Genomic DNA, 23,412 nt, shown 5'->3' with positions numbered 1-23,412 from the left:
GCTGGTTGTAAAAAAACCTCTCCTTAGCTGAGAGGTTTTTTTATTTAACTAGGAGGTTATAACAATGAGCGGAATTATAGCGACGTATTTAATCCATGATGATTCACATAACTTAGAAAAAAAAGCTGAGCAAATTGCACTCGGTTTAACAATTGGCTCTTGGACTCATTTGCCACACTTATTGCAAGAACAATTAAAGCAGCATAAAGGCAACGTCATTCATGTTGAGGAATTAGCTGAACATGAACATACCAATTCGTATTTACGTAAAAAAGTAAAACGCGGAATTATTAAAATCGAATATCCGCTATTAAACTTCAGTCCAGATTTACCAGCGATTTTAACGACTACATTTGGAAAGCTATCACTTGATGGCGAAGTAAAACTAATTGACTTAACTTTTTCAGACGAGTTAAAAAAACATTTTCCTGGTCCAAAATTCGGGATAGATGGTATTCGAAATCTTTTACAAGTGCATGATCGTCCCCTTTTAATGAGTATTTTTAAAGGAATGATTGGACGAAACATTGGGTATTTAAAAACGCAATTACGCGATCAAGCAATTGGTGGTGTAGATATAGTAAAAGATGATGAAATATTATTTGAAAATGCATTAACACCCCTTACGAAACGCATTGTATCTGGAAAAGAAGTTTTACAATCTGTCTACGAAACATACGGTCATAAAACGTTATATGCCGTAAATTTAACAGGGCGAACTTTTGATTTAAAAGAAAATGCTAAACGTGCAGTGCAAGCTGGAGCTGATATTCTATTATTTAACGTATTTGCTTACGGACTAGATGTACTACAATCACTTGCAGAAGATGATGAAATCCCAGTTCCTATTATGGCACATCCTGCTGTAAGTGGTGCTTATTCAGCATCCAAGTTATATGGAGTTTCATCTCCATTATTACTTGGAAAGCTACTACGTTATGCTGGGGCTGACTTTTCATTATTCCCATCTCCATACGGAAGTGTTGCGCTAGAAAAAGAGGAGGCTCTTGCTATCTCAAAATATTTAACTGAAGACGATGCATTTTTCAAGAAGAGCTTTTCTGTTCCGTCTGCTGGTATTCATCCTGGTTTCGTTCCCTTTATTGTACGAGATTTCGGTAAAGATGTTGTTATTAATGCTGGCGGCGGGATACACGGACATCCAAATGGAGCGCAAGGCGGCGGTAAAGCTTTTCGTACTGCAATTGATGCTACTTTGCAAAATAAACCACTCCATGAAGTAGACGACATAAATTTGCATAGTGCACTACAAATATGGGGAAATCCCTCTTATGAGGTGAAATTATGAGTATTCAAGTATTTTGTGATTTCGATGGCACGATTACAAATAATGATAACATTATGTCCATTATGGAAAAATTCGCACCACCAGAAGCCGAAGAAGTAAAGAATAAAATTTTATCACAAGAACTATCCATTCAAGAAGGTGTTTCTCAATTATTTCAATTAATACCTACTAATCTGCACGATGATATTATTCAATTTTTAATAGAAACTGCTGAAATCCGTAGTGGTTTTCATGAGTTTATACAATTCGTAAAGGAAAATAACATTTCTTTTTACGTGATATCAGGTGGAATGGATTTCTTCGTCTATCCACTCTTACAAGGAATCATTCCAAAAGAGCAAATTTATTGTAATGAAACAGACTTTTCAGCAGAGTTTATTACAGTTAAATGGCCTCATTCTTGTGATGATCATTGTCAAAATCATTGCGGATTATGTAAATCATCATTAATCCGTAAATTAAGTGATACAGATGACTTTCATATTGTAATTGGAGATTCTATTACTGATTTACAAGCCGCGAAACAAGCTGATAAAGTATTCGCTCGCGATTTTCTTATTACAAAGTGTGCAGAAAATCATATTGCTTATACACCGTTTGAAACATTTCAAGATGTGCAAGCTGAATTAAAACTTTTGTTGGAGGTGAAGGCATGAAACAACTTTTTCGTCAATGGTATGACTTAAGCGAGATAAAAAAAGAGTTAACAACACGAAATTGGTTCCCAGCAACAAGTGGTAATATTTCTATAAAGGTTAGTCATGAACCACTTACTTTTCTTATTACGGCAAGCGGTAAAGATAAAACAAAAACCACTCCAGATGATTTTCTATTAGTAGATCATGTAGGAGTTCCCGTTTTAGAGACTGAATTACGTCCTTCAGCAGAAACAATATTGCATACACACATTTATAACAATACGAATGCCGGTTGCGTACTTCATGTTCATACAACCGATAATAATGTCATCACAAATTTATATAGTGATGCAGTCACCCTTCAAAATCAAGAAATTATTAAAGCACTCGATATTTGGGAAGAAGGTGCAACAATTCACATTCCTATTATCGAAAACCATGCCCATATCCCAACGCTTGGAGAAAACTTCCGAAAGCATATACAAGGAGATTCGGGTGCAGTATTAATCCGTAACCACGGTATTACTGTATGGGGCCGAGATAGCTTTGATGCAAAGAAGAGATTAGAAGCTTATGAGTTTTTATTCCAATTTCATATAAAACTATTATCAATTCAGGGAGGCGTTTCTAATGGCGCAAATTCGTATTCATGAAGTAAATACTCGTATTGAAAATGAAGTGGAAGTATCTAAATTTCTACAAGAGGAAGGCGTTTTATATGAGAAATGGAATATTTCTAAACTTCCTACTCATTTAAATGAAAATTATTCGTTAACAGATGAAAACAAAGCTGAAATATTAGCTATTTTTTCAAAAGAAATCGCTGATGTTTCAGCACGCCGTGGTTATAAAGCACATGATGTAATTTCACTTTCAAATAGCACCCCTAACCTTGACGAATTATTAATTAATTTCCAAAAGGAACACCATCATACAGATGACGAAGTTCGCTTTATCGTCAGTGGTCATGGCATTTTCGCTATTGAAGGTAAAGATGGGAAATTCTTTGATGTTGAACTTGAGCCAGGCGATTTAATATCTGTTCCTGAAAATGCAAGACATTATTTTACCTTGCAAGATGATCGCCAAGTTGTAGCTATTCGTATTTTTGTGACAACTGAAGGCTGGGTTCCAATCTATTAAGGTAGTTAGTTGAATAAAAGGACTTGGACCCCCTTTTCCAAACTTTTATTCACTCTACATATATACATCCTCCTATGGAACAGGCTTATTTCATTTTGAAATAAGCCTGATTTTTTATTTACTTGAAAGTACCATTTCATCACAAATTTAACACCTTGATTTTTCAAGTGCATTTTTCGAACATTTTTTGAACATTTATTGAATTTTTTCTGAAAATTCTGTTTTATGTGTGATATACTACAATTAACTAAGAAGGAAAATAATATCGCAAACAGAGGGGGATAATCATGAGCTTACTTATCGCACTTATACTTGGAGTTACATGTGGAGCATTTCCTGTTATTTTAGGAGCTATTATGGAAGAGTTAGAAATTGGTGTTTTAGGATTTGTCGCATCTTGTGTAAGCGCTTTATTATTTGGTTTATTCGGCGCTATTCCTGTTTCAATTCTGTGTGCTTTTTATATAATACGCCATGCTCGTACAAAACAATTTGGTCCTAATCATATCGCACAAATTATCCCGTTCCCGGTTGAACGATGCCGCCGGGCTTCTAACTTATAATTATAAAAATTAAAGATGACTAAATAAATAAAAGTCCTCATTTGAGGACTTTTATTTATTTTCTTCTAGAAATTGAAACAATTCTTGTAGATGTAGGGCATCTTCACCATAGCTAATAGATACATAAAATATGCCGTCAATCTCAGCTTGCATATAAAGATCCACTCCATCACGATCATATTTCAATGCTAAATAAAACTCCATTTCTTCTAACATCTTTTTTGAGGTTCGAATTACATAATGCCCCTTCTCATCTCTTCCATATTCAAATTCTGGTTCAAAATCATATTTTTGTTTAAAAGCTTCTTTTTGTTTTTCATTAATTTGCATACAAGTAGCTCGCTGTACAGTATCAATCATCTCATCAAACTTTTGAAGGTCCACCTCGTTTACCCCCTTATATATTTTTTATATAGTACTTGTGTTCCACTATTTTCTTCGCCATCCTTAATTAACTCTTCATACAATTCTTTCGCCAAACTTAAGCCTGGGACTGGTAATTGTAATTTTTCTGCTTCCTCTAAAGCAATTTTCATATCTTTCATAAAATGCTTTACATAAAATCCTGGCTCAAAGTCTCCTTTTAACATTCGAGGAGCTAAATTACTTAATGACCAGCTACCTGCTGCCCCTGTTGAAATACTCTCTAACACTTTATCTGGATTCAGTCCAGCCTTCTTCGCGTAAGCAACAGCTTCACATACTCCAATCATATTGGAAGCAATCGCAATTTGATTGCACATTTTTGTATGTTGTCCACTCCCAGCTGGTCCTTGTAATTGAATGTTTGTTCCTAACTTTTCAAGTAAAGGTAAGCATCTATCATATATTTCTTTCTCCCCACCTACCATAATTGCGAGTTTTGCCTCTTTCGCACCAACATCTCCTCCTGAGACAGGTGCATCTAACGTATATATATTTTTGCTTTTTGCAACTTCATTAATCCGTTTTGCTAAAGTAGGTGTAGATGTCGTAAAGTCAATTGCTATCGTACCTTCTTTTGCATGTTCTATAATTCCTTCTATACCAAAATACACTTCTTCTACATCATGTGGATATCCAACCATTGTCATTACAATATCAACTTGCTTCACTAACTCTTTTGGCGTATTACACCAATTTGCACCATCTTGCACTAAAGAATCTGTTTTTGCTTTCGTTCTATTATATACATATACTTTATGACCATCTTGCATTAAGTGATAAACCATACTTTTTCCCATTACGCCAATCCCAATGAAACCTATTGATAAAGTTTTATGTTCCATTTTCTCATCCCCTTTGTTCTAATAAATCATTTACCATCTTTCGGAACTCTTTATTAAAGTCATCATCCATACTATTTTTCACATTTGAAAATAAAATAACAAAAGTTCCTTTTTCTTTATTAAAATTATTGAAAGTGTTCCAACCAGATAATACACCATGATTATGAAAATAATCTGGATATATATATAAACTAAATGCATATTTCCGTTCTGCTGAAGGTGAAAACATTGCCTGTATACTTTGTTCAGAAAGAAGTTTTCCATTTATAATTGCTTCGTCTAATTTCTTCATATCTCCAACTGTCGTATACATCTCACCACAACCATATAGCCAATCCATGCCTAACTTCTGCGCTGGTACAAGCTCTTGATCTTTTTTCACATAACCCTTTGTAAAATTTTTATCTCCAGGTACCATATTTCCCATACCGGATTCATGCATATCTGCTTTTACAAATATGTTTTCTTTTATGTAATCTCCTAAAGGTTTTTTCGATATATGTTCTATTATATAAGCAAGCACCATATAATTATAATCTGTATATCTCCAACCTGTTCCTGCAGGAAATTCTAAATTTTGACGTCCAATCCAATTAATTAATTGTAAGCGGGAAGCCGCATTAATATTGCCTTTTGCGTGTTCAGGTAAACCAGAGGTATGCGTTAATAAATGATATAGCGTAATATTTTTATTCTCCGGAAATGAAGGAATATATTTATTTACATTATCTTGAATATTCAATTTCCCTTGTTCTTGCAGCTGTAAAATAGATGTGGCAACGACTGTTTTCGTAATAGAACCGATACGATATTTTGTTTGAGGCGTATTTTCTATTTTATTTTGAACATCAGCATACCCATATCCTTTATTCAATATAACATGCTCTTTATCTGTTACCAAAACTGTTCCATTGAATTGCTTTCCGACTAAATATTGATCTAATTTTTGAGATATGCTAGCATAATCAATTTGTTGCTCTTCTTTTTCTTCTATATTCCCTTGTACTTCCGATTCAATAGTAGGATTCACTTTCGTTGTTAATACAGTGTTTTCCTTTATATTGGGGCTAACAAGAAAATAGTATACTCCGCCGCCAACTATAGCAGACAGTGAAGCCACCACCATTACTTTTTTTATCATATTAATCCTCCATAATTCCTTCGCTAAAAATTGTCCCCCTATTCTATTATCAAACAATAAAAAAAAATCGCAACAATTTGTTGCGAAAAATCACATTTTTTCTTTTCTATACACACATACTTGATTCTTTCCATTTTTTTTCGCTTCATATAATGCAATATCCGCTCGTTGCATTAATTCTTCTCTTGTAGTTCCTTGTTCATATAACGCAACTCCAAAGCTAGCTGTTAACTTCGAAATTCCAGTGAATTGCTTTGTTTCAATGAAGAATCGTAATGATTCCGCAACTTGAAATGCTTCCTTTTCTACTGTATTTGTCACTAATATAATGAATTCTTCCCCTCCCCATCTTGCAAATACATGTTGCTGCTCCACTTTAGATTTCATAAGCTCTGCAAGTTGTATTAATGCCAAATCGCCAAAATCATGACCATATGTGTCATTAACTGTTTTAAAATTATCTATATCAAATAAAATAATTGCTATTTTCTCATCATTACGTATTACCTTTTCCCATTCTACCTCTAGTATTTGTTGAAACTTTAAACGATTATAAATCTCTGTCAATGAATCTATCATAGCAAGTCTTTCTTGTTCTTGATAGATTTCATCTAATTCTGTAATTTCCGTGCACTTTACAATAAATCTTGATAAATCTTCTGGCAATGGTGTCGCACGTAATAGAAAAGTAGATACTGCCCCTTCATAATTTGACATCTTAATTCTTCTACCGCTTGATAAAGTATCGTCTAGCCATGTTATATCATGCGTCGTCGAGTAGTATCCATTTTCTCTAATAAAATGTTCAGCAAATACTAAATGTTGCTCGCGATAGGCAAACAAATTTTCATATCCGAAAAACGTTAAAAAATTTGTATTACAATCAACAATTTCATCATCTTCTACTATAAATAATAAATCATTTTGAAAATCAAACATCGTTTGAAGCAGTTCCTGTTGTAAACTAACTTGCCTTACCAAAGAAAGTTGATACAAACTCTTATTCACTTCTTCTAACACTGCTTGCGGAGTTACAGGGGCTATTACAATATTACGTATTCCTAATGCAAGTACATCTGTAAATTCTTTTGTTATTTGTTGATCCCAAATGACAATGAATGTACTTTGCGAGGTATACATATTCTTTATATATTTTATTTGAGAATAATCTGTTACATACATAATTATAATGTGCGGTTTCGTTCTTTGAAATAATAGTTCACCCTCTTCAAAACTATTTGCTATAAACATACATTTTGGATGGATATTTTCTATCGTTTGTTGATGTTTACATCCATTTTCTATATAAAGGACATTTAACTGCAGATCTTGTAACACATTTTGGAAAACCGTATTCTCTAATAAAAAATGTAGTATGTTCATCACTAGTCTTCACTCACTTCATATATCTTGTTCTACTGAATTCCTCACAAATATTTTTAAAAGACTGTTCTCCAATAAACTTTAATTTGTGAGAAATACATATTAACAAGCTAATTGAGAATGTTATCTTCCCTTTTCACTCTATAAATTCCTTTTTTAGTGTATGATTATAGGAATTATATCGTTTGTATGAATGCCCTAGCTTATTTCTTAAAACTTGACAATTAAAATAAAGATATTATATTCTTAAATTCGATAACTTACAAAATGTAAGTAATATACATTGCGTTTTCCTGATAATTTTATATACAATTTGGAGGATATATTATGACAAACGACAACTTTTTTAACGTTCTATATGAACGCACATCTACACGTGCATTCAACCCAAATAAAGAAATCTCATCTACAGAATTACATGAGATTTTAAAAGCAGCAGCACAAGCACCTTCCGCTTGGAACTTACAACACTGGAAATTCCTTGTTTTTCAAGGTGAAGATGTACAAAAACGATTACATCCAATAGCTTATAACCAACAACAAATTCTTGATGCTTCTGCAGTAGTCGCTATTTTAGGTGATTTAGAAGCTTATAAAAATGTTGAGCCAGTATATGGTCCAATTGTAGAACAAGGATTTATGAAAGAAGAAGCAAAAGAACGCTTAGCTAAAAATATTGAATCTGCATATGCTCGTGAACAATTCCCAAGAGATGCTGCCTTTTCAAATGCATCTTTAGCAGCAATGCAACTTATGCTTGCAGCTAAAGCAACTGGTTGGGATACTTGTGCTATTGGTGGCTTCAATCCACAAGCACTGACAGACGAATTTAACGTTTCATCTCGTTACGTTCCAATTATGCTTATTACAATTGGTGAATCAACTTTAAAAGGCCACCCTGCACCTCGCATGAGCGTAGAGCAAGTGAGCGAGTGGGCAAAATAATAAAAAACGAAGGCAACTACATTGCCTTCGTTTTTTTATTCCCTGTCATACTTTTGTAATATTACTACAAATCATTCGACATTTATACTTATGGAAAAGTATATTCTATTCCCTTCTCATAAATAAACGTGACGTTTCGTGTCGAATTTTGTTAAGGCGTTGAAATATACCCGTGTATTTTTGTTACAATTGTGATACAATGATAACAAATAGATAACAAGAGAGGGATTTTCATTGAGTTCATACGGAAGCTTTATCGCACTTTTATGTTACATAGTAACTGTACTGCTTCTATATTTTATTGGTGATGCCGCAAACATCTCCATTTTACAATTTCCAAAAGAAGAAGCATTCCAATTAGAATCAGAAAAACATACTGCACGATCCATTGTACCACTACTCCTAGCTCTTCCTGTATATATCATCGTTTTATATAAAAGTAAAAAAGTGTAAAGGCTACCCATTTCATTTATTTCGGTGGTTTTTACATTTTTTTGTTATATTCCCCCTATTTTAAACATCATTCCATACTAAACACCCAGCTAGTCATTTAAAATGAGAAAATCCCCTAGAAAAAATTCCACTCTCTGTCCAGTCACTAACTACCGAACTTACATAGATTATAAGTGTGAAGGGGGTGATGAGGATTATGTTTGGATCATTTGGATGCTGTGATAACTTTAGAGAATGTCATCATCATGAAAGAGAGCGCGACCATCGCGAGAAAGAGAGAGAGAGAGAGGTTAGACCACAACAACCAGCTGTATGTAACGTACTTGCTAACATTTCAGTTGGAACAGAACTTTCTCTTTTAAGCATTAGAGGTAACGGCACATTCAACAATGTTATTTTTGAAGGTTTCGCTAACGGTGTTGCTCTTTTCTCTGCTTTAGCTCGTAATGACAAAGACAACAAAGATAACAATAAAGACGATAAGAACAATCAAAATCGAAATACTTTTACTGGTATTTTACGTGTATGCCCAACTGATATCGTTGCAATCGCTATCTAATTCTGTCTCTTATCCTCGATAGTAAGCAAATAAGATTTACTTTTCTCATAGAAAAAACCTGAGACCGATTTCAAATCGACTCAGGTTTTTTTATTAATTATATGCTTTTAACTAGTTCAACAACTTCTTCAGCAGTTGACATCATTAATGCTTTTTCTGCTAATGTTTCCATTTCTGCTTTTGACAACTTGCTTAGCTGTGTTCTTGCAGGAAGAATAGATGTTGCACTCATACTGAACTCATCTAAACCTAATCCTAATAATAATGGGATAGCAAGTGAATCGCCCGCCATCTCACCACACATACCAGCCCATTTGCCTTCTTTATGAGCAGCATCGATAACCATTTTTACAAGACGTAAAATAGATGGGTTATATGGTTGGTATAAGTATGATACTTGTTCGTTCATACGGTCTGCAGCCATTGTGTATTGGATTAAATCATTTGTTCCGATAGAGAAGAAGTCAACTTCTTTCGCGAATTGATCTGCTAATACTGCTGAAGCTGGAATTTCAACCATCATACCAACTTCAATAGAATCAGAAACAGTTGTACCCGCTTCTACAAGTTTCGCTTTCTCTTCTAATAAAATCGCTTTCGCTTGACGGAACTCATCAAGAGTTGCAATCATTGGGAACATAATTTTTAAGTTACCGTATACGCTAGCACGAAGTAATGCACGAAGTTGTGTACGGAACACATCTTGCTCATCAAGACATAAGCGAATTGCACGGTATCCTAAGAATGGGTTCATTTCTTTTGGTAAATGTAAGTATGGAAGCTCTTTATCTCCACCGATGTCAAGTGTACGAACAACGACTGGCTGACCTTCTTTTACACCTTCAAGAACTGCTTTATACGCTTCGAACTGCTCTTCTTCTGTTGGAAGATTGTCACGGCCCATGTATAAGAATTCTGTACGGTATAAGCCAACGCCTTCTCCGCCATTATCGATAATACCTTGTACATCATTTGGTGTTCCGATATTTGCAACAAGCTCAACGTGATGTCCGTCACTTGTTACAGTAGCTTGGTCTTTTAATTTAGCCCATTCAGCTTTTTGCTCTTCAAATTTCGCTTTCTTTTCTTCAAACGAACGAAGAGTTTCTTCTGATGGGTTTACAATTACTTCTCCATCTAAACCGTCAATGATAACGATATCGCCGTTTTGGATTTTCTCCATAACAACTTTCGTACCAACAACAGCTGGAATTTCCATAGAACGAGCCATAATTGCAGAGTGAGATGTACGTCCACCGATATCAGTAGTGAAACCTTTTGCATACTTACGGTTTAATTGAGCTGTATCAGATGGTGTTAAATCTTCAGCAATGATGATTACCTCTTCAGAAATTGTACCAGGATTTGAGAAGTTAATTCCTAGTAAATGTGCAAGAACGCGTTTTGTTACGTCACGAATGTCCGCAGCACGTTCTTTCATATATTCGTTATCCATGTTTTCAAACATAGAAATAAACATTGATGCAACTTCATCCATTGCAAATTCAGCATTTACTTTTTCGCTATTTACTTTATCTTTTACTGGATTTACTAGTTCTGGATCATTTAACACTAATAAATGTGCTTCAAAGATCGCAGCTTTGTCAGCACCTAGCTCAGCAAATGCGTGGTCCTTAATAGCTTCTAATTCAGTTTTTGCTTTCTCAAGCGCAGCGTCTAAGCGTGCAATTTCTGCAGCTTCGTTTGTAATTGATTTCTTTTCGATGTTAAATTCAGGATTTTCAAGTCTGAAAGCCTTTGCAATAGCAATCCCACTTGATGCAGCGATCCCTTGAATGTTAAGAGTCATTATTCTCCTAATCCTTCGTTTTTCATAGTTTCTTCGATAGCTGCTAGTGCTTGAGCTGCATCATCACCATTTGCAGTGATTTTAATTTCTGCGTTTTGTTGAATGCCTAAAGACATAACGCCCATGATTGATTTTAAGTTAACGTTCTTTCCGTTATACTCTAAGTTAATGTCAGAACCGAATTTGCTTGCAGTGTTTACAAGTAGAGTTGCTGGACGAGCATGAATTCCTGAGTCGCTAGTTACTTTAAAGATTTTTTCCATGATAATTTATCTCCTTTAAATTACAGTATTTTTTAGTTGTATAGACGTGAGTACTACATCATCTATTGTATATAATAGGCGATGTTCGGTCAACCACATCGCCTATTATAATTATAAACATTTTGCGTCAAATTCCTACTGAATGTCAATAATAGCGGTTTCGCCCTTCTTAACATTTCCATCTTTTTTCAATTCGACTTGTTGCCCTTGTTGTAAGTTTGTAAAGACAATTGGTGTAATGATAGATGGTGCATTTTCTTTTACAAATGCAAGATCTACTTTTAATAATGGTTGGCCTTGTTTCACCTTGTCGCCTTGTGCTACAAGCGCTTCAAAACCTTCACCATTTAATTTTACAGTATCAATACCGAAGTGGATTAAAATTTCTTTTCCGCCTTCAGATTGAATACCAATCGCATGTTTTGTAGGGAATACATTGACAATCTCACCGTTCACTGGAGAAACTACTGTTCCTTCAGTTGGCTCAATTGCAAATCCGTCTCCCATCATTTTTCCTGAGAATACTTGGTCAGGCACTTCTGTAATTGGTAAGATTTTCCCTTCGATTGGTGATACAATTGTTTCATTTTCATCAACTTTTTGAGGAGTTTCTTCCACTTTTACAGGTTCTTCTTTTTCAACATGAGGTGTACGACCTGACATAATATCATGAATTTGTGATTTTAATGTGTCAGATTTCGGTCCGAAAATAGCTTGAATGTTATTTCCAACTTCAAGTACACCAGCTGCTCCAAGTTCTTTTAAGCGGTCTTTGTTTACATTCTTTTGTTCGTTAACTTGAACACGTAAACGAGTAATACAAGCATCTAAAGAAGCAATGTTTTCTTTACCACCAAGTGCTACTAATACTTCACGAGGAAGTTCGCCTGCTTCTGCTTTTCCTGCGCCGTCATTTGCATTTGCCACTTCACGACCAGGTGTTTTTAGATTCCATTTACGAATTGCAAAGCGGAATCCGAAGTAGTAAATAACTGCTAGTACAAGACCAACAATAATTACCCACCACCATGCTGTACGGCCTGGTAGTACACCGAATAATAGGAAGTCAATTAAACCACCAGAGAATGTCATACCAATTTTAACACCTAAAATTTGCATTGTCATAAATGATAGACCAGCAAATACAGCGTGAATTCCGAATAATACTGGCGCTACGAATAAGAATGAAAATTCAAGTGGCTCTGTAATACCTGTTAAGAAAGATGTTAATGCTGCAGAACCTAAAATACCTGCTGCTAATTTTTTATTTTCTGGACGTGCTTCATGGTACATTGCTAAAGCTGCTGCTGGAAGACCGAACATCATGAACGGATACTTACCAGTTGTAAATGTACCTGCTGTTAATTCTACACCGTCTTTTAACTGTGCCATAAAGATTTTTTGGTCACCACGGATTAATTCGCCAGCTGCATTTGTATACTGACCGAATTCGAACCAGAACGGTGAATAGAAAATGTGATGTAATCCAAATGGAATTAATGAACGTTCAATTAAACCGAATATAAATGCTGCGATTGTTCTATTTGCATCAATCATTTGATGTGAGAACGTATTTAAGCCACCTTGAATGTATGGCCAAACGAAGCACATGATAATACCTACTATTAAAGAGAATGTTGCAGTTGCGATCGGTACGAAACGCTTACCTGCAAAGAAACCTAAGTATGATGGTAATTCAATGTTGAAGTATTTATTATAGCAATATGCCGCTACTATACCGACGATAATACCACCAAATACCCCTGTTTGTAGCGTTGGAATACCTAATACGTTCGCATACGCTGGATCTGCAAATCCAATTTTTACTGGGTCTGCTCCAGAACTTGTTACTTTCACTAGCTTATCTACTTCTAAGAACACACTCATCGTTTTGTTCATAATTAAGTAGCCGACGAATGCTGCTAAACCAGCTACTCCGTCTCCACCAGCTAAACCAATTGCTACCCCAACTGCGAATAATAATGCAAGGTTAGCGAAAATAATATCACCAGATTGTTCCATAATTTTTGCAACCATTACGAACCAATCTGCTTTTAAAGCAGGAATAACATTTGTTAACTGTGGATTTTGAAATGCATTACCAAATCCAAGTAAAATACCTGCCGCCGGTAAAATCGCTACTGGAAGCATTAACGCTTTTCCGACTTTTTGAAGAACACCAAAGATATTCTTAAACATGGAAACCCTTCCTCTCTTATCTATATTGATACCTTCCGACAAACGCCAAAAAGACATGAGGAAAAAAAGATAGAACGATAGCTATACAAAGGGTAGTATATCCCTTTCTCTAGCTTACATTCCTTACTTTTCTCCACTCATGCCTGATCGAATCAGTAACACGTGTCAAAAATAGGTTTACGTATAAGTTCACTATAATTAAGGCAAACGTTTTCGTTACTCACCTTAATGTGTTTGTCGAAATTTGTATAACTTTGCAATAGTTATTATACATAACTATTGTAAGCGATTCAATCATTTTTTTTAACGTTTTCATTTTAGACAAAAATATATGACTTTTTACACATGCTCTGCCTTTACTAAGCGTTGCAAGTGCATCGTTAAATAAATACTTTCAGCTTCATATACAGGTAGTTGCAACTCTTTTTGCATGACCTTAACTAGCTTCCAAGCCAAGTTATAGCAAACTGGATACTCCGCCTTTAATAAATCAGCAAAACTTTGCGATTCCTCTACTTTTTCTCCTTTTTTCACCCTCTCAATAGCATATTGAAGATGACGAATAAGACGTAAATAATGAATGCTCTCTTGATCTAATGTAATTTGTAAGTTTGTCTCAATTAAAGATACAAGTTGTGCAATAAGACGGGAGTTTTGATTAACTGAAGATAAATCAGAATTTGTAAGCGAACTGTAAATGTGCAGTGCAATAAAACCAATTTCTCCTTCAGGCAATGTAATTTGCAAACGAGAATTTAAAAGTTCTACAACACCTTCCGCAATTTCATATTCCTCTGGATAGAGCATTTTTGTTTCAACTAAAAAAGGGTTATCAATTGTAAGTCCTTGTTTTAACCTTTTAATCGCAAATGAAATATGATCTGTTAACGCAATATGAATATGTTCATTTAGTGGAGATTTCGCTTTTCCTTGAATGTACAGCATAATATCGTTCATCAATTCAATTAATTTTTCACTAATATGCGGCACTAATAATTTGTATTGTTCACGATCACGTTCATTTTTTAAGACAAACATTTTTTCGATTTGTTCTTGCTCCAATACATCTTTCGCTTTTTTCCCAAATCCAATTCCTTTACCAATCACTACTACTTCCTCGTGTTCCGGATGGCTAGCAATGATGACATTATTATTTAAAACTTTTTTAATTTCTAGATAATTACTCATATAACACCACCCTCGTACTTAAATAGCCTACTTTTATGTTACAGAATATTCTTCTTTGTCGTCAATGTAAAACATCTGCCATTTAATAAAAATTCATTTTTTAGACATGTTTATATATGATGCGTATAATGTAAGAGCAACTGTACATAGAAAGGAGATAACAGCATGATTAAAATGTTTGTAAGTGATATCGATGGTACAATGATGCAACACGGAGGTCTTATTGATGAACAAGATGTTGCGGCACTGCGCAGCCTTGCCGAACAAAATGTTATTCTTTGCTTCGCTTCCGGAAGACTTGATAATGAAATTGCAGACTTAATGAAAGCTGTGAATACAAATTTTCATCGTATTAGTGTAAATGGTGTTTTTGTATATACACATGAAAATAAACAACTATTATCTGCAACTTTTGATTCCAGCATACTTCCCGATTTGTTAGCTATGACGAATGAAGAGCCTTATTTCCGTTATGTAAGTGATGAGCATAATTATTACATTGAAGAGAAAACACCTTTTATTCAAGAACTTGAACAACAAGTAACTATGACTTCTGTTGAAGAACCAAACTTACTACAGAAGATTGATGATACAATTTTCCCAAATAAAATTTCTGTCGGCGGAACAAAGGAGAGCTTACAACTCCTTCAGAAAAAAATTGATGAAAAATTCCACGGGAAAGTTAGTACTTTCATCTCAGCAGAACAATGTTTAGATGTAATGCCACCGAATGTTAGTAAAGGCTCTGCCATTTCTGTTTTATTAAATGAGTTTCAAATAAAACCTGAGGAAATTGCTTGTATAGGGGATTCTTACAATGACATTCCTATGTTTTCTTTAACTCCTCACAGTTTTGCTATGTCACAAGCAGATGATGCAGTAAAAAATCACGCTCACTATGTAGTAAATCACGTCAAAGATGCTGTTAACCACGTAATTGCTCATAATAAAAATACGACTCATTCCTTATAAGGATGAGTCGTATTTTTATTTCTTTACATGTTAACCATTTTCAATTCCACTGTACTTCACAAACTGAAATATACTATTTGTTACGTGCGATATTCGTAATAAATTTATAACGATCTCCACGATAAATACATTTCACGTACTCTAGCGGTACCTCACCTTCTGAATATGACCATTGACGCATTACAAGTACAGGCGCCTTTTTAGGAATATGCAGATGTTCAGCTTCATTTTCCGTCGCAACGGAAGCTTCAATTGACTGAGTAGCGCTAACAAGTTTAAAGCCCAGTTTTTTCTCTAAATGTTCATATAAAGATTGTTGCAATATCTCTTCGTTAATATCTTTTACAAGAGCTGGCGACAAATATGTCGTCTCAAAAGCAATCGGTTCATCATCAGCTAAGCGAATACGCCTCACTTCATAAACCGATTCCCCCTCCTGTATTCTCAACCGGTCTGCTATTTTAGCAGTAGCTGGAACTAGGCGGAAACTAAGTAATTGACTACTTGGGTTCATCCCACGAGAAATCATGTCTTCTGTGAATCCCGTCATTCCTTGCAATTTTTGTTCCACTTTCGGAAGTTGGACAAATGTTCCAATTCCACGCTTCCGATATAAATAGCCTTGTTCCACTAAATTATTAATCGCCTGTCTGATTGTCATTCGACTCACTTCGAACTTATCACAAAGTTCATTCTCAGATGGGATTTTATCTCCCGGCTTCCATTCGCCGTCCTCAATTAGCTGTTTCACCCACTCTTGAATCTGATAATAGATCGGAAATGGTGAATACTTGTCGATGTTCATCAGCAATCGCCTCACTGCATAAAGATAGAGCTTCTTGATCAGCGATTACGGTTACATTCGGATGACGTTGTAAAACTGTAGCCGGACACTCTTCACTATATTCACCTTGCAATAATTCTTTAACAGCTTCTGCCTTTTTAGAACCCATAGCAACAAGTAGAACTTGTTTCGCTTTCATAATGCTTCCAATTCCCATTGTAATCGCATGAGTTGGCACATCTTCTTCTTTTTCGAAGAAGCGAAGGTTTGCTTGGCGTGTAGATTCTGTTAATTCAACAATGTTTGTTGGAGAATTAAACGGTGTTCCTGGCTCATTAAATCCGATGTGACCGTTTTCACCGATTCCAAGAATCTGTAGGTCAACTGGGTTAGCAGCTAGAATGCTCTCGTAACGTTTGCACTCTTCCTCTAAATCACTTGCCATCCCGTTTGGTACATAAGTTTGTTTAAATGGAAGATGATCAAACAACTGTTCTTGCATGAAATAGTGATAGCTGTTTTTATCTTCATGTGGTAAATTTACGTACTCATCTAAGTTTACAGTGGTTACACGGCTTGTATCAAGTTTATTTTTTCGCATTTCTGCATAAATACCTAATGGAGAGCTTCCTGTAGCCATTCCTAATGTTGGATTTTCTTTTGTTTTTACAACTTCTTCAATTAATTTATAACCTGCTTCTGCTAGTTCTTCTGGAGTTTTTACAACAAGAATATTCATTTAATTACTTCCCTTCCTTCATATGAATTCCTAAACGAACCGTATCATATACATGTAAATCTTCATTCATCACAACAAAGTCTGCATCTTTTCCTACCGCTAATGCACCTTTATTATTTAATCCAAACTCTTCTGCTTGGTTAACTGATGTCATCAGTACTGCATCTTCGATTGAACAACCTGTAAATTCAATTACATTTCGGAAAGCTTGATCCATTTTTAGAATACTACCAGCTAACGTTCCATCTTCTAATCGAGCACTACCATCTTTTACATGTACTGGCTGTCCGCCAAGCTCATATAATCCATCTTCAAGACCTTTTGCACGCATTGCGTCAGTAATAACACTTACTTTTTTTGGTCCTTTTAACTTATATGCTAATTTCACCATATCAGGGTGAATATGAATACCATCTGTAATTACTTCAACCATTACATCTGGATTTAATAACACATGACCAACAACTCCTGGTTCACGGTGATGTAATCCACGCATTTGATTGTATAAATGTGTTGCATGTGTAATTTTTCTATTTTTTAGTTGCCCATCAATTGCATCTGTATGCCCCATTGTGCCAACTACACCAGTTTCAGCAAGATATTGTTCAAACTCTAATGCTCCCTCTTCTTCTGGTGCATATGTTACTAATTTAATTAAATTCCCACTTGCTTCTTGCCATTGTTTAAATTGCTCAATATTTGCAGGAACGATATGTTCAAGTGGTTGTGCACCTGCACGTTTCTTTGAAACATAAGGTCCTTCTAAGTGAATATATTCGAAATGCGCTCCTTTTTCTTTTGCTTCTTTTGCAGCAGTTAACGCTGCTTCAATTGCCTCTGGAGCTTGTGTCATTGTTGTTGGGAAGTAAGTTGTAACCCCTTCTTTTAACATTTCTTTACCTAGAGTTACTAACCCATCGCTATTTGCATCCATCGCATCAATATCGTATCCACCATGAATATGAACATCGATCATACCTGGAATTACAATCTTCCCTGTAGCATCAAAAACAGTTTCATTTTCTTGTGGTACATATTGAGCCATCAAACCAATTTCTTTAATGGTTTCTGCGTAACGAATAAATCCGTTTTCCACTATTTCTTGACCTGTGTAAATTTTGGCATTGATGACAATTTGCGTTTTCATTTTCATCGATCCTTTCCCATGAATTACCTACTTGTTATTATTACCTTATTCGCCTAGTTCCATCTTAATATACACACGAGTAGTTGTCTATACATTCTAATGAAATTTCCTTTTTATTCAACAGAAAAGGAAATTTCTTACGTCTCTTATAATTATAATATATATTATTCATTTTTCCAAAAAGGGACAGTATCGCCCCCCTAATATAGAAATCACTTCAATAATGGCATTAACCCGCTAGACTCTAACATAATATGTTCACCATCTGTTTCCATTTCTACTGTACTTTTATTCGTTCTATATACCATTATACCGTGCCTTTTTAAGCGTTTCACTACACTTTGGTGAGGATGTCCATACGGATTACTACTCCCGTACGACAAAATAGCAAACTGCGGTTCCACTTTTTTTATAAACGTTTCACTTGTTGAAGTATATGAGCCGTGATGCCCCACTTTTAACACATCTGCATGGACATCAAATTGTTTTAATATTTCATGTTCTGTCCGTACATCCGCGTCACCCATTAATAAAAAATCCGCTTTTCCATATCGCACCTTTAAAACAATTGAGGATTCATTATTTTCATCTTTTGATTTCCCGTTGTTTAATACTTGTATAGAAACATGTGGATCCAGCGGTATATATTGTCCTTCCTTTACTGAAACGAAAGGTATCCCTCTTTTTTTTATATTATTCCGATACGTATGATAAGTAAGAGAACTATATGTTTTTCCGCTATCTAATATAAGCGATACCGGCATTTGCTCTACAATTGGAATTAACCCCCCTATATGATCCATATCGGGATGCGTACTGACAATTACATCTAAATGATTAATCCCTTTCTCAATTAATTTCTGAATAATAACCTCTCCTGCTTCATAAGGTCCTCCATCAATTAACATTGTTTGTCCATTTGGCATTATAATAAGTGTTGCGTCACCTTGCCCCACTTTTAAAAAGCTCACTTTCATTTTACTAAGATGTTGCCGATGCATATGTAAAGGAGACGTAGTATGAATGGACATCATATACCTTTTAGCTGATGCGCTATTTAAAGAAAAACATAATAAAACAGAAACTAATAATAAAATAATCCGCATACCTCTCATAACTCGTCTCCTTTTTTCATTTAGTATGGCACTGTAAATAATTGATATACAAAAAAAGCTTAGCAAAATGCTAAGCTTTTATTTCGATATCTCTTGTAAGGAACCGAAGAATAAATCTGCTTCATTCATTTGTTCATTCTCTTCAGAAAGCGGTGGTAAATCATCTAATGTTTTCAATCCAAATGTGTCTAAAAATTCTTTTGTTGTTCCGTATAAAATAGGACGCCCTGGTCCTTCTGCTCTTCCCATTTCTTTTATAAGTAAATGTGAAACCAACGTTTGTAACGCCTTATCAGTTTTAACTCCTCTAATCTCTTCCATTTCAGTCCTTGTGATTGGTTGGCGATATGCAACAATCGCTAACGTTTCGAGGGCAGCTTGTGAGAGTGAAGCAGCTGTTGGTGTATCTATTAATTTTTGATAATATGAAGCATGTTCTTTCTTTGTAGCAAAACGATATACTTTTGCATACTGTACAATTTGCAAACCACGGTTTGCACCTTCACATTCTTGTTGCATTTCTTCTAAAATATTAATTGCTTCATTCATTTCAATTTCAAGAACTTTCGCTATTTGTTCTGGATAAATCCCTTCATCACCAGAAACAAATAAAAGGCCTTCAATAATTGACTTTTGTTCTTTCCTATCCATTTCACGAGCTCCTTCCTTCTATTTTCTCATAAAAATACACATCAAAAAACCGAATCACAATTAATGCGTTCGGTTCAATATTTTTTCTCTTGTTCCAAACGATACATTAAAACATAGCATGAGATAAAATGTTGCTATCCCATTTTCACATACTTGCTCTATGCAGATTTATTAGAGCTTGATACGAAAATTTCATCAAAATTATGTTCTTGCTCAATTATGATTTGTTGATTTTTCATAAGTTCCAGAACTGCTAAAAATGTTACAACCATTATTTCACGTTCATCATCAACAAACAAATCATAAAAACTTTGGCGACCACCCTTTATTTTTAACTGTTTTAAAATATCAGTCATTCGCTGTTCAATTGGTATTTCTTGACGAGTAATACGTGTTGTTACAGGTTTTTTTGCCTTTTTACGGCGCATTAATTTTTGAAATGCTGCTAGCATATCATATAACGTAACATCAAGAGGTAAGCTTGTCTCCTCTTCTTGTTGCAACGATGTAAAGTCAATTGGTGGACGTGTATATAGCTGTGCTCTTTCTTGTTCTCTTTCTTTTAACTCAGTAGCAACTTGCTTATATTTCTTATATTCAATTAACCTCTCCATCAATTCTTGACGAGGATCATCTATAAAATCATCACCGTTATCAAGTACATCTTCTTCATGTTTCGGCAACAACATCTTACTTTTAATTTGTAATAACGTTGCAGCCATTACTAAATACTCACTTGCAACATCTAATTGAAGTTCTTTCATCGTATGCACATAAGATAAATATTGCTCTGTAATATCTGCTACAGGAATATTATATATATCAATTTCATAACGATGTATTAAATGTAACAATAGATCTAACGGCCCTTCAAAAGCCTCTACTTTAAAATTATATTGCACAAAGCATCCCACCACATTTTTTCTATAACAACATAAGTATAGAGCATACTCATGTTCTATCCAACCTTTTTAAGAAATTTAATTAAAAATAGACCGATGCCTATGTCATCATGCCCACCACTTCATATGATAACAGTGTAGTAAGAACAATGTAGGAGGTCAAAAAACTATGGGTCACGTTGATTGTGGTTTTAGCGGTGGGTTCGCATTACTTGTTGTACTGTTTATTTTACTAATTATTGTAGGAGCAGCTTGCTTCTGCTAATATGAACAATAACGGCTAGGGGGAAACCTCCTAGTCGTTTATTGTTCATATTTCTATGATACACTTATATGTATAACCGTTAGATAGGAGCGAGAAAACATGTATCCTACCGAATACATACAATTTTTAATTCATTTCCATGGAGATTATGACTATTTTGAATGCCACGAAATACTAGAAGAGTATTGGAAGACAAAACCAAGAGGTAATCGTGATCATTACTTAGTTGGTCTCATTCAAATTGCAGTTTCTTTATACCACCAAAGACGTGCTAATTGGAATGGTTCTACAAAAATGATGAAAAGCGCAATTACAATTTTAGAAAAAAGCGGTGTGCCTTTACAACGTTTAGGAATTAATCAAGTACAACTTCTTTCCTTGCTCAATGAAAGATTGCAATCTATCCATAAAAAAGAACGTTTTGTACCTTTATTTTTACCCTTATCAGATTCATCGTTAGAGAAGCAGTGCATAGAGTTATGTCAAAAACAAAACCTCCCTTGGAAAGACTTGAATGCTATCCCAGGTGAATATATTATAAACAAGCACACTTTGCGTGATCGCACAGAGGTCATTACTGAACGAAACGAACAATTACAAAAAAGAAAGCAGAGATAATAAACTACTTATCTCTGCTTTCACGAATGTATATTTTGTTCTAGCCCTTTACATTTTTCGCAAAAACTTGCTGTTTGCTCATTTCCGCAAATTGTAAACTCAAGAAATTTACTCTTTAACTCTTGAACCATCTTCGTCCCAATCCCCACATGACGGTGAGACGGGTTCACACTCAAATGCTGAATTTCTAATACTTGATTCTCTTTTTTTACAATCCCCATTATTCCAACAAAATCTTCATTTTCTTTCCACAAATACAATTGCCAATCATCTTTTGCTTCATATTCTTTCATTGTCAATTGTAATGTTTTCACATCTTTTTCAGTTGGCATAAACGAAAGAAGCCCCATTGCAATTTTTTCATAACTTTTTTTAAAACGAATTAACATAACCCTTATCCCTTCTTACAAAAGTTACAAACTAGTAATCCCCTCAATCACTCTTTTCATATCACATTCATTTTACAATATTTTCAACAGAGTGAGAAGAGTCTAAAACAACTTGATAATCATACAAAGCGAAAAGAAGAAAGTCAAATCTATGTTTCAGCACTATTCCTTTAATAAATAGAGTTAAAAAAAGAAAATTTTATATGGAATGGAAAGAAACATATCATTCAACAGCACTTCATTTATAGTTACTCTAAAGCAGCACAATTCTAGCAAAATTAATATAACAAAAAATATTTATTGAAACATATAATGTAATGTATTCTATGTAATTGGTTAAAGGTTTGTTCTCACAAGCAATATATTTTAGCAACAATACTACTTGTATGATGAGCTGTAGAAGTAGTACTCAATCTCATTAAAAATAAAAAAGAGAGCAAAAGCTCTCTTTTTCCTTACCTTATTCTTCCCAAACTTTAACTTCTTTCATTACATCGCCTTGACGCATTTTTAATACTGTTTCAATACCGCTTGTTGCTTTACCGAATACAGTATGAACACCATCTAAATGCGGCTGTGGCTCATGAACGATAAAGAATTGGCTACCGCCTGTGTTACGGCCAGCGTGAGCCATAGAAAGTGATCCTACAAGGTGTCTATGAGGGTTTCCATCAGTTTCACATGGAATAGAGTATCCTGGGCCACCTGCACCTGTACCTGTTGGGTCTCCACCTTGGCTTACGAAGCCAGGAATAACACGGTGGAATGTAACACCATCATAAAATCCTTGCTCTGCTAATTTTTTAAAGTTTTCTACTGTTTTCGGTGCTTCTTCTGGGAAAAATTCCAAGTCGATTTTTTCACCGTTTTCCATTAATATGTATCCTAAAGTTTTCATACGTATATGTCTCCTTTCAAGTATCTCAGCACTATATTACCACATTCATGACTAGAAACAAAAAGAATCC

Annotated in this window: 27 protein-coding genes; 11 read left to right on the top strand and 16 right to left on the bottom strand. The window is 34.8% G+C overall.

All coding sequences use genetic code 11. The annotated features are described in order from the left end of the window. Positions 1 to 64 precede the first annotated feature (64 nt). From mtnW to ACTFRU_RS16025, 5 genes are all read left to right on the top strand, one after another. Complete coding sequence (mtnW, locus tag ACTFRU_RS16045; RefSeq protein ID WP_000014180.1) at positions 65 to 1,309, top strand: 2,3-diketo-5-methylthiopentyl-1-phosphate enolase; 1,245 nt, start codon at positions 65 to 67, stop codon at positions 1,307 to 1,309. Next, the gene (locus tag ACTFRU_RS16040; protein WP_025709088.1) at positions 1,306 to 1,965 is read left to right on the top strand and encodes a 2-hydroxy-3-keto-5-methylthiopentenyl-1-phosphate phosphatase; all 660 of its coding nucleotides are present in this window, start codon (positions 1,306 to 1,308) and stop codon (positions 1,963 to 1,965) included. The genes mtnW and ACTFRU_RS16040 overlap by 4 nt, the downstream gene beginning before the upstream one ends. Then, a complete protein-coding gene (locus ACTFRU_RS16035) occupies positions 1,962 to 2,600 on the top strand; it encodes a methylthioribulose 1-phosphate dehydratase (protein WP_000811341.1) in 639 nt (212 codons plus the stop codon). Before ACTFRU_RS16040 ends, ACTFRU_RS16035 begins: the two co-directional genes overlap by 4 nt. Then, positions 2,578 to 3,090 carry a 1,2-dihydroxy-3-keto-5-methylthiopentene dioxygenase gene (locus tag ACTFRU_RS16030; protein WP_000057313.1) on the top strand — a complete coding sequence of 171 codons (513 nt, stop codon included), beginning with the start codon at positions 2,578 to 2,580 and terminating at the stop codon, positions 3,088 to 3,090. The genes ACTFRU_RS16035 and ACTFRU_RS16030 overlap by 23 nt, the downstream gene beginning before the upstream one ends. A gap of 287 nt (positions 3,091 to 3,377) precedes the next feature. Then, positions 3,378 to 3,653, top strand: a complete 276-nt coding sequence (locus ACTFRU_RS16025) for a hypothetical protein (protein ID WP_000054659.1) — start codon at positions 3,378 to 3,380, stop codon at positions 3,651 to 3,653. Positions 3,654 to 3,704: 51 nt separating this feature from the next. On the opposite strand, the gene ACTFRU_RS16020 is transcribed toward ACTFRU_RS16025, so the two are convergent. The 4 genes from ACTFRU_RS16020 to ACTFRU_RS16005 all read right to left on the bottom strand — a co-directional run bounded on the left by ACTFRU_RS16020 (position 3,705) and on the right by ACTFRU_RS16005 (position 7,445). Further along, complete coding sequence (locus ACTFRU_RS16020; protein ID WP_000365620.1) at positions 3,705 to 4,037, bottom strand: DUF3909 family protein; 333 nt, start codon at positions 4,035 to 4,037, stop codon at positions 3,705 to 3,707. Positions 4,038 to 4,042: 5 nt separating this feature from the next. Continuing rightward, positions 4,043 to 4,921, bottom strand: a complete 879-nt coding sequence (locus ACTFRU_RS16015) for an NAD(P)-dependent oxidoreductase (protein ID WP_000400431.1) — start codon at positions 4,919 to 4,921, stop codon at positions 4,043 to 4,045. A 4-nt stretch (positions 4,922 to 4,925) separates the two neighbouring features. After that, positions 4,926 to 6,062, bottom strand: coding sequence for a serine hydrolase (locus ACTFRU_RS16010; protein ID WP_025709089.1), 1,137 nt, complete (start codon positions 6,060 to 6,062; stop codon positions 4,926 to 4,928). Positions 6,063 to 6,152: 90 nt separating this feature from the next. Further along, on the bottom strand, positions 6,153 to 7,445 hold the full coding sequence (locus ACTFRU_RS16005) for a GGDEF domain-containing protein (protein ID WP_001023185.1): 1,293 nt from the start codon (positions 7,443 to 7,445) through the stop codon (positions 6,153 to 6,155). 327 nt (positions 7,446 to 7,772) lie between these two features. On the opposite strand from ACTFRU_RS16005, the gene ACTFRU_RS16000 reads away from it, so the two are divergent. The 3 genes from ACTFRU_RS16000 to ACTFRU_RS15990 all read left to right on the top strand — a co-directional run bounded on the left by ACTFRU_RS16000 (position 7,773) and on the right by ACTFRU_RS15990 (position 9,402). Continuing rightward, on the top strand, positions 7,773 to 8,390 hold the full coding sequence (locus ACTFRU_RS16000) for a nitroreductase family protein (RefSeq protein WP_000180387.1): 618 nt from the start codon (positions 7,773 to 7,775) through the stop codon (positions 8,388 to 8,390). A 234-nt stretch (positions 8,391 to 8,624) separates the two neighbouring features. Then, positions 8,625 to 8,843 carry a hypothetical protein gene (locus tag ACTFRU_RS15995; protein ID WP_000100485.1) on the top strand — a complete coding sequence of 73 codons (219 nt, stop codon included), beginning with the start codon at positions 8,625 to 8,627 and terminating at the stop codon, positions 8,841 to 8,843. 196 nt (positions 8,844 to 9,039) lie between these two features. Then, entirely contained in the window at positions 9,040 to 9,402 is a 363-nt protein-coding gene (locus ACTFRU_RS15990; RefSeq protein WP_000468040.1) for a DUF3915 domain-containing protein, read from the top strand. A gap of 97 nt (positions 9,403 to 9,499) precedes the next feature. Here ACTFRU_RS15990 and ptsP read toward each other — a convergent pair whose 3' ends face one another. From ptsP to glcT, 4 genes are all read right to left on the bottom strand, one after another. Next, positions 9,500 to 11,212, bottom strand: a complete 1,713-nt coding sequence (gene ptsP, locus ACTFRU_RS15985) for a phosphoenolpyruvate--protein phosphotransferase (RefSeq protein WP_000174207.1) — start codon at positions 11,210 to 11,212, stop codon at positions 9,500 to 9,502. Further along, positions 11,212 to 11,475, bottom strand: a complete 264-nt coding sequence (ptsH, locus tag ACTFRU_RS15980; RefSeq protein WP_000411080.1) for a phosphocarrier protein HPr — start codon at positions 11,473 to 11,475, stop codon at positions 11,212 to 11,214. The genes ptsP and ptsH overlap by 1 nt, the downstream gene beginning before the upstream one ends. A gap of 135 nt (positions 11,476 to 11,610) precedes the next feature. After that, a complete protein-coding gene (gene ptsG, locus ACTFRU_RS15975; RefSeq protein WP_000475799.1) occupies positions 11,611 to 13,674 on the bottom strand; it encodes a PTS glucose transporter subunit IIABC in 2,064 nt (687 codons plus the stop codon). Positions 13,675 to 14,013: 339 nt separating this feature from the next. Then, positions 14,014 to 14,862, bottom strand: coding sequence for a glucose PTS transporter transcription antiterminator GlcT (gene glcT / locus ACTFRU_RS15970; protein ID WP_000073858.1), 849 nt, complete (start codon positions 14,860 to 14,862; stop codon positions 14,014 to 14,016). Positions 14,863 to 15,027: 165 nt separating this feature from the next. On the opposite strand from glcT, the gene ACTFRU_RS15965 reads away from it, so the two are divergent. Further along, positions 15,028 to 15,834, top strand: coding sequence for a Cof-type HAD-IIB family hydrolase (locus tag ACTFRU_RS15965; protein ID WP_000594248.1), 807 nt, complete (start codon positions 15,028 to 15,030; stop codon positions 15,832 to 15,834). A gap of 73 nt (positions 15,835 to 15,907) precedes the next feature. Here ACTFRU_RS15965 and phnF read toward each other — a convergent pair whose 3' ends face one another. The 6 genes from phnF to scpA all read right to left on the bottom strand — a co-directional run bounded on the left by phnF (position 15,908) and on the right by scpA (position 21,172). After that, entirely contained in the window at positions 15,908 to 16,639 is a 732-nt protein-coding gene (gene phnF / locus ACTFRU_RS15960; protein ID WP_021727649.1) for a phosphonate metabolism transcriptional regulator PhnF, read from the bottom strand. Continuing rightward, positions 16,569 to 17,357, bottom strand: coding sequence for a glucosamine-6-phosphate deaminase (gene nagB / locus ACTFRU_RS15955; RefSeq protein ID WP_001024210.1), 789 nt, complete (start codon positions 17,355 to 17,357; stop codon positions 16,569 to 16,571). Before nagB ends, phnF begins: the two co-directional genes overlap by 71 nt. A gap of 4 nt (positions 17,358 to 17,361) precedes the next feature. Further along, complete coding sequence (nagA, locus tag ACTFRU_RS15950) at positions 17,362 to 18,504, bottom strand: N-acetylglucosamine-6-phosphate deacetylase (protein ID WP_006928115.1); 1,143 nt, start codon at positions 18,502 to 18,504, stop codon at positions 17,362 to 17,364. A 212-nt stretch (positions 18,505 to 18,716) separates the two neighbouring features. Beyond that, on the bottom strand, positions 18,717 to 19,619 hold the full coding sequence (locus ACTFRU_RS15945) for a ComEC/Rec2 family competence protein (protein ID WP_001214830.1): 903 nt from the start codon (positions 19,617 to 19,619) through the stop codon (positions 18,717 to 18,719). A gap of 78 nt (positions 19,620 to 19,697) precedes the next feature. Then, complete coding sequence (scpB, locus tag ACTFRU_RS15940) at positions 19,698 to 20,270, bottom strand: segregation/condensation protein ScpB (protein ID WP_000375168.1); 573 nt, start codon at positions 20,268 to 20,270, stop codon at positions 19,698 to 19,700. Positions 20,271 to 20,428: 158 nt separating this feature from the next. Further along, positions 20,429 to 21,172 (bottom strand): segregation/condensation protein A, encoded by a 744-nt coding sequence (scpA, locus tag ACTFRU_RS15935; protein WP_001199753.1) that lies wholly within the window; start codon positions 21,170 to 21,172, stop codon positions 20,429 to 20,431. 169 nt (positions 21,173 to 21,341) lie between these two features. Between scpA and ACTFRU_RS15930 the strand changes: the two genes are divergently transcribed. Together ACTFRU_RS15930 and ACTFRU_RS15925 are read left to right on the top strand one after the other, a co-directional pair. Further along, complete coding sequence (locus tag ACTFRU_RS15930) at positions 21,342 to 21,437, top strand: YjcZ family sporulation protein (RefSeq protein WP_000510194.1); 96 nt, start codon at positions 21,342 to 21,344, stop codon at positions 21,435 to 21,437. 99 nt (positions 21,438 to 21,536) lie between these two features. Beyond that, positions 21,537 to 22,055, top strand: a complete 519-nt coding sequence (locus ACTFRU_RS15925) for a DUF309 domain-containing protein (protein WP_000283596.1) — start codon at positions 21,537 to 21,539, stop codon at positions 22,053 to 22,055. A gap of 20 nt (positions 22,056 to 22,075) precedes the next feature. Here ACTFRU_RS15925 and ribT read toward each other — a convergent pair whose 3' ends face one another. Both ribT and ACTFRU_RS15915 read right to left on the bottom strand, forming a co-directional pair. Further along, on the bottom strand, positions 22,076 to 22,444 hold the full coding sequence (gene ribT / locus ACTFRU_RS15920) for a GNAT family N-acetyltransferase RibT (protein WP_000908401.1): 369 nt from the start codon (positions 22,442 to 22,444) through the stop codon (positions 22,076 to 22,078). A gap of 460 nt (positions 22,445 to 22,904) precedes the next feature. Next, positions 22,905 to 23,342, bottom strand: a complete 438-nt coding sequence (locus ACTFRU_RS15915) for a peptidylprolyl isomerase (RefSeq protein WP_000853782.1) — start codon at positions 23,340 to 23,342, stop codon at positions 22,905 to 22,907. Between the last annotated feature and the right edge of the window lie 70 nt (positions 23,343 to 23,412).

The organism is Bacillus cereus group sp. MYBK220-1, assembly GCF_051916445.1.
Classification (GTDB): Bacteria; Bacillota; Bacilli; order Bacillales; family Bacillaceae_G; genus Bacillus_A; species Bacillus_A cereus.
This window is presented reverse-complemented; position numbering and strand designations above follow the sequence as displayed.

Bases quoted from the DNA above. Each gene is read 5' to 3' on its own strand.
- mtnW (WP_000014180.1), top strand. From the start codon at position 65: ATGAGCGGAATTATAGCGACGTATTTAATCCATGATGATTCACATAAC.
- ACTFRU_RS16040 (WP_025709088.1), top strand. From the start codon at position 1,306: ATGAGTATTCAAGTATTTTGTGATTTCGATGGCACGATTACAAATAAT.
- ACTFRU_RS16035 (WP_000811341.1), top strand. From the start codon at position 1,962: ATGAAACAACTTTTTCGTCAATGGTATGACTTAAGCGAGATAAAAAAA.
- ACTFRU_RS16030 (WP_000057313.1), top strand. From the start codon at position 2,578: ATGGCGCAAATTCGTATTCATGAAGTAAATACTCGTATTGAAAATGAA.
- ACTFRU_RS16025 (WP_000054659.1), top strand. From the start codon at position 3,378: ATGAGCTTACTTATCGCACTTATACTTGGAGTTACATGTGGAGCATTT.
- ACTFRU_RS16015 (WP_000400431.1), bottom strand. From the start codon at position 4,921: ATGGAACATAAAACTTTATCAATAGGTTTCATTGGGATTGGCGTAATG.
- ACTFRU_RS16010 (WP_025709089.1), bottom strand. From the start codon at position 6,062: ATGATAAAAAAAGTAATGGTGGTGGCTTCACTGTCTGCTATAGTTGGC.
- ACTFRU_RS16005 (WP_001023185.1), bottom strand. From the start codon at position 7,445: ATGAACATACTACATTTTTTATTAGAGAATACGGTTTTCCAAAATGTG.
- ACTFRU_RS16000 (WP_000180387.1), top strand. From the start codon at position 7,773: ATGACAAACGACAACTTTTTTAACGTTCTATATGAACGCACATCTACA.
- ACTFRU_RS15990 (WP_000468040.1), top strand. From the start codon at position 9,040: ATGTTTGGATCATTTGGATGCTGTGATAACTTTAGAGAATGTCATCAT.
- ptsP (WP_000174207.1), bottom strand. From the start codon at position 11,212: ATGACTCTTAACATTCAAGGGATCGCTGCATCAAGTGGGATTGCTATT.
- ptsH (WP_000411080.1), bottom strand. From the start codon at position 11,475: ATGGAAAAAATCTTTAAAGTAACTAGCGACTCAGGAATTCATGCTCGT.
- ptsG (WP_000475799.1), bottom strand. From the start codon at position 13,674: ATGTTTAAGAATATCTTTGGTGTTCTTCAAAAAGTCGGAAAAGCGTTA.
- glcT (WP_000073858.1), bottom strand. From the start codon at position 14,862: ATGAGTAATTATCTAGAAATTAAAAAAGTTTTAAATAATAATGTCATC.
- ACTFRU_RS15965 (WP_000594248.1), top strand. From the start codon at position 15,028: ATGATTAAAATGTTTGTAAGTGATATCGATGGTACAATGATGCAACAC.
- phnF (WP_021727649.1), bottom strand. From the start codon at position 16,639: ATGAACATCGACAAGTATTCACCATTTCCGATCTATTATCAGATTCAA.
- nagB (WP_001024210.1), bottom strand. From the start codon at position 17,357: ATGAATATTCTTGTTGTAAAAACTCCAGAAGAACTAGCAGAAGCAGGT.
- nagA (WP_006928115.1), bottom strand. From the start codon at position 18,504: ATGAAAACGCAAATTGTCATCAATGCCAAAATTTACACAGGTCAAGAA.
- ACTFRU_RS15945 (WP_001214830.1), bottom strand. From the start codon at position 19,619: ATGAGAGGTATGCGGATTATTTTATTATTAGTTTCTGTTTTATTATGT.
- scpB (WP_000375168.1), bottom strand. From the start codon at position 20,270: ATGGATAGGAAAGAACAAAAGTCAATTATTGAAGGCCTTTTATTTGTT.
- ACTFRU_RS15930 (WP_000510194.1), top strand. From the start codon at position 21,342: ATGGGTCACGTTGATTGTGGTTTTAGCGGTGGGTTCGCATTACTTGTT.
- ACTFRU_RS15925 (WP_000283596.1), top strand. From the start codon at position 21,537: ATGTATCCTACCGAATACATACAATTTTTAATTCATTTCCATGGAGAT.
- ribT (WP_000908401.1), bottom strand. From the start codon at position 22,444: ATGTTAATTCGTTTTAAAAAAAGTTATGAAAAAATTGCAATGGGGCTT.
- ACTFRU_RS15915 (WP_000853782.1), bottom strand. From the start codon at position 23,342: ATGAAAACTTTAGGATACATATTAATGGAAAACGGTGAAAAAATCGAC.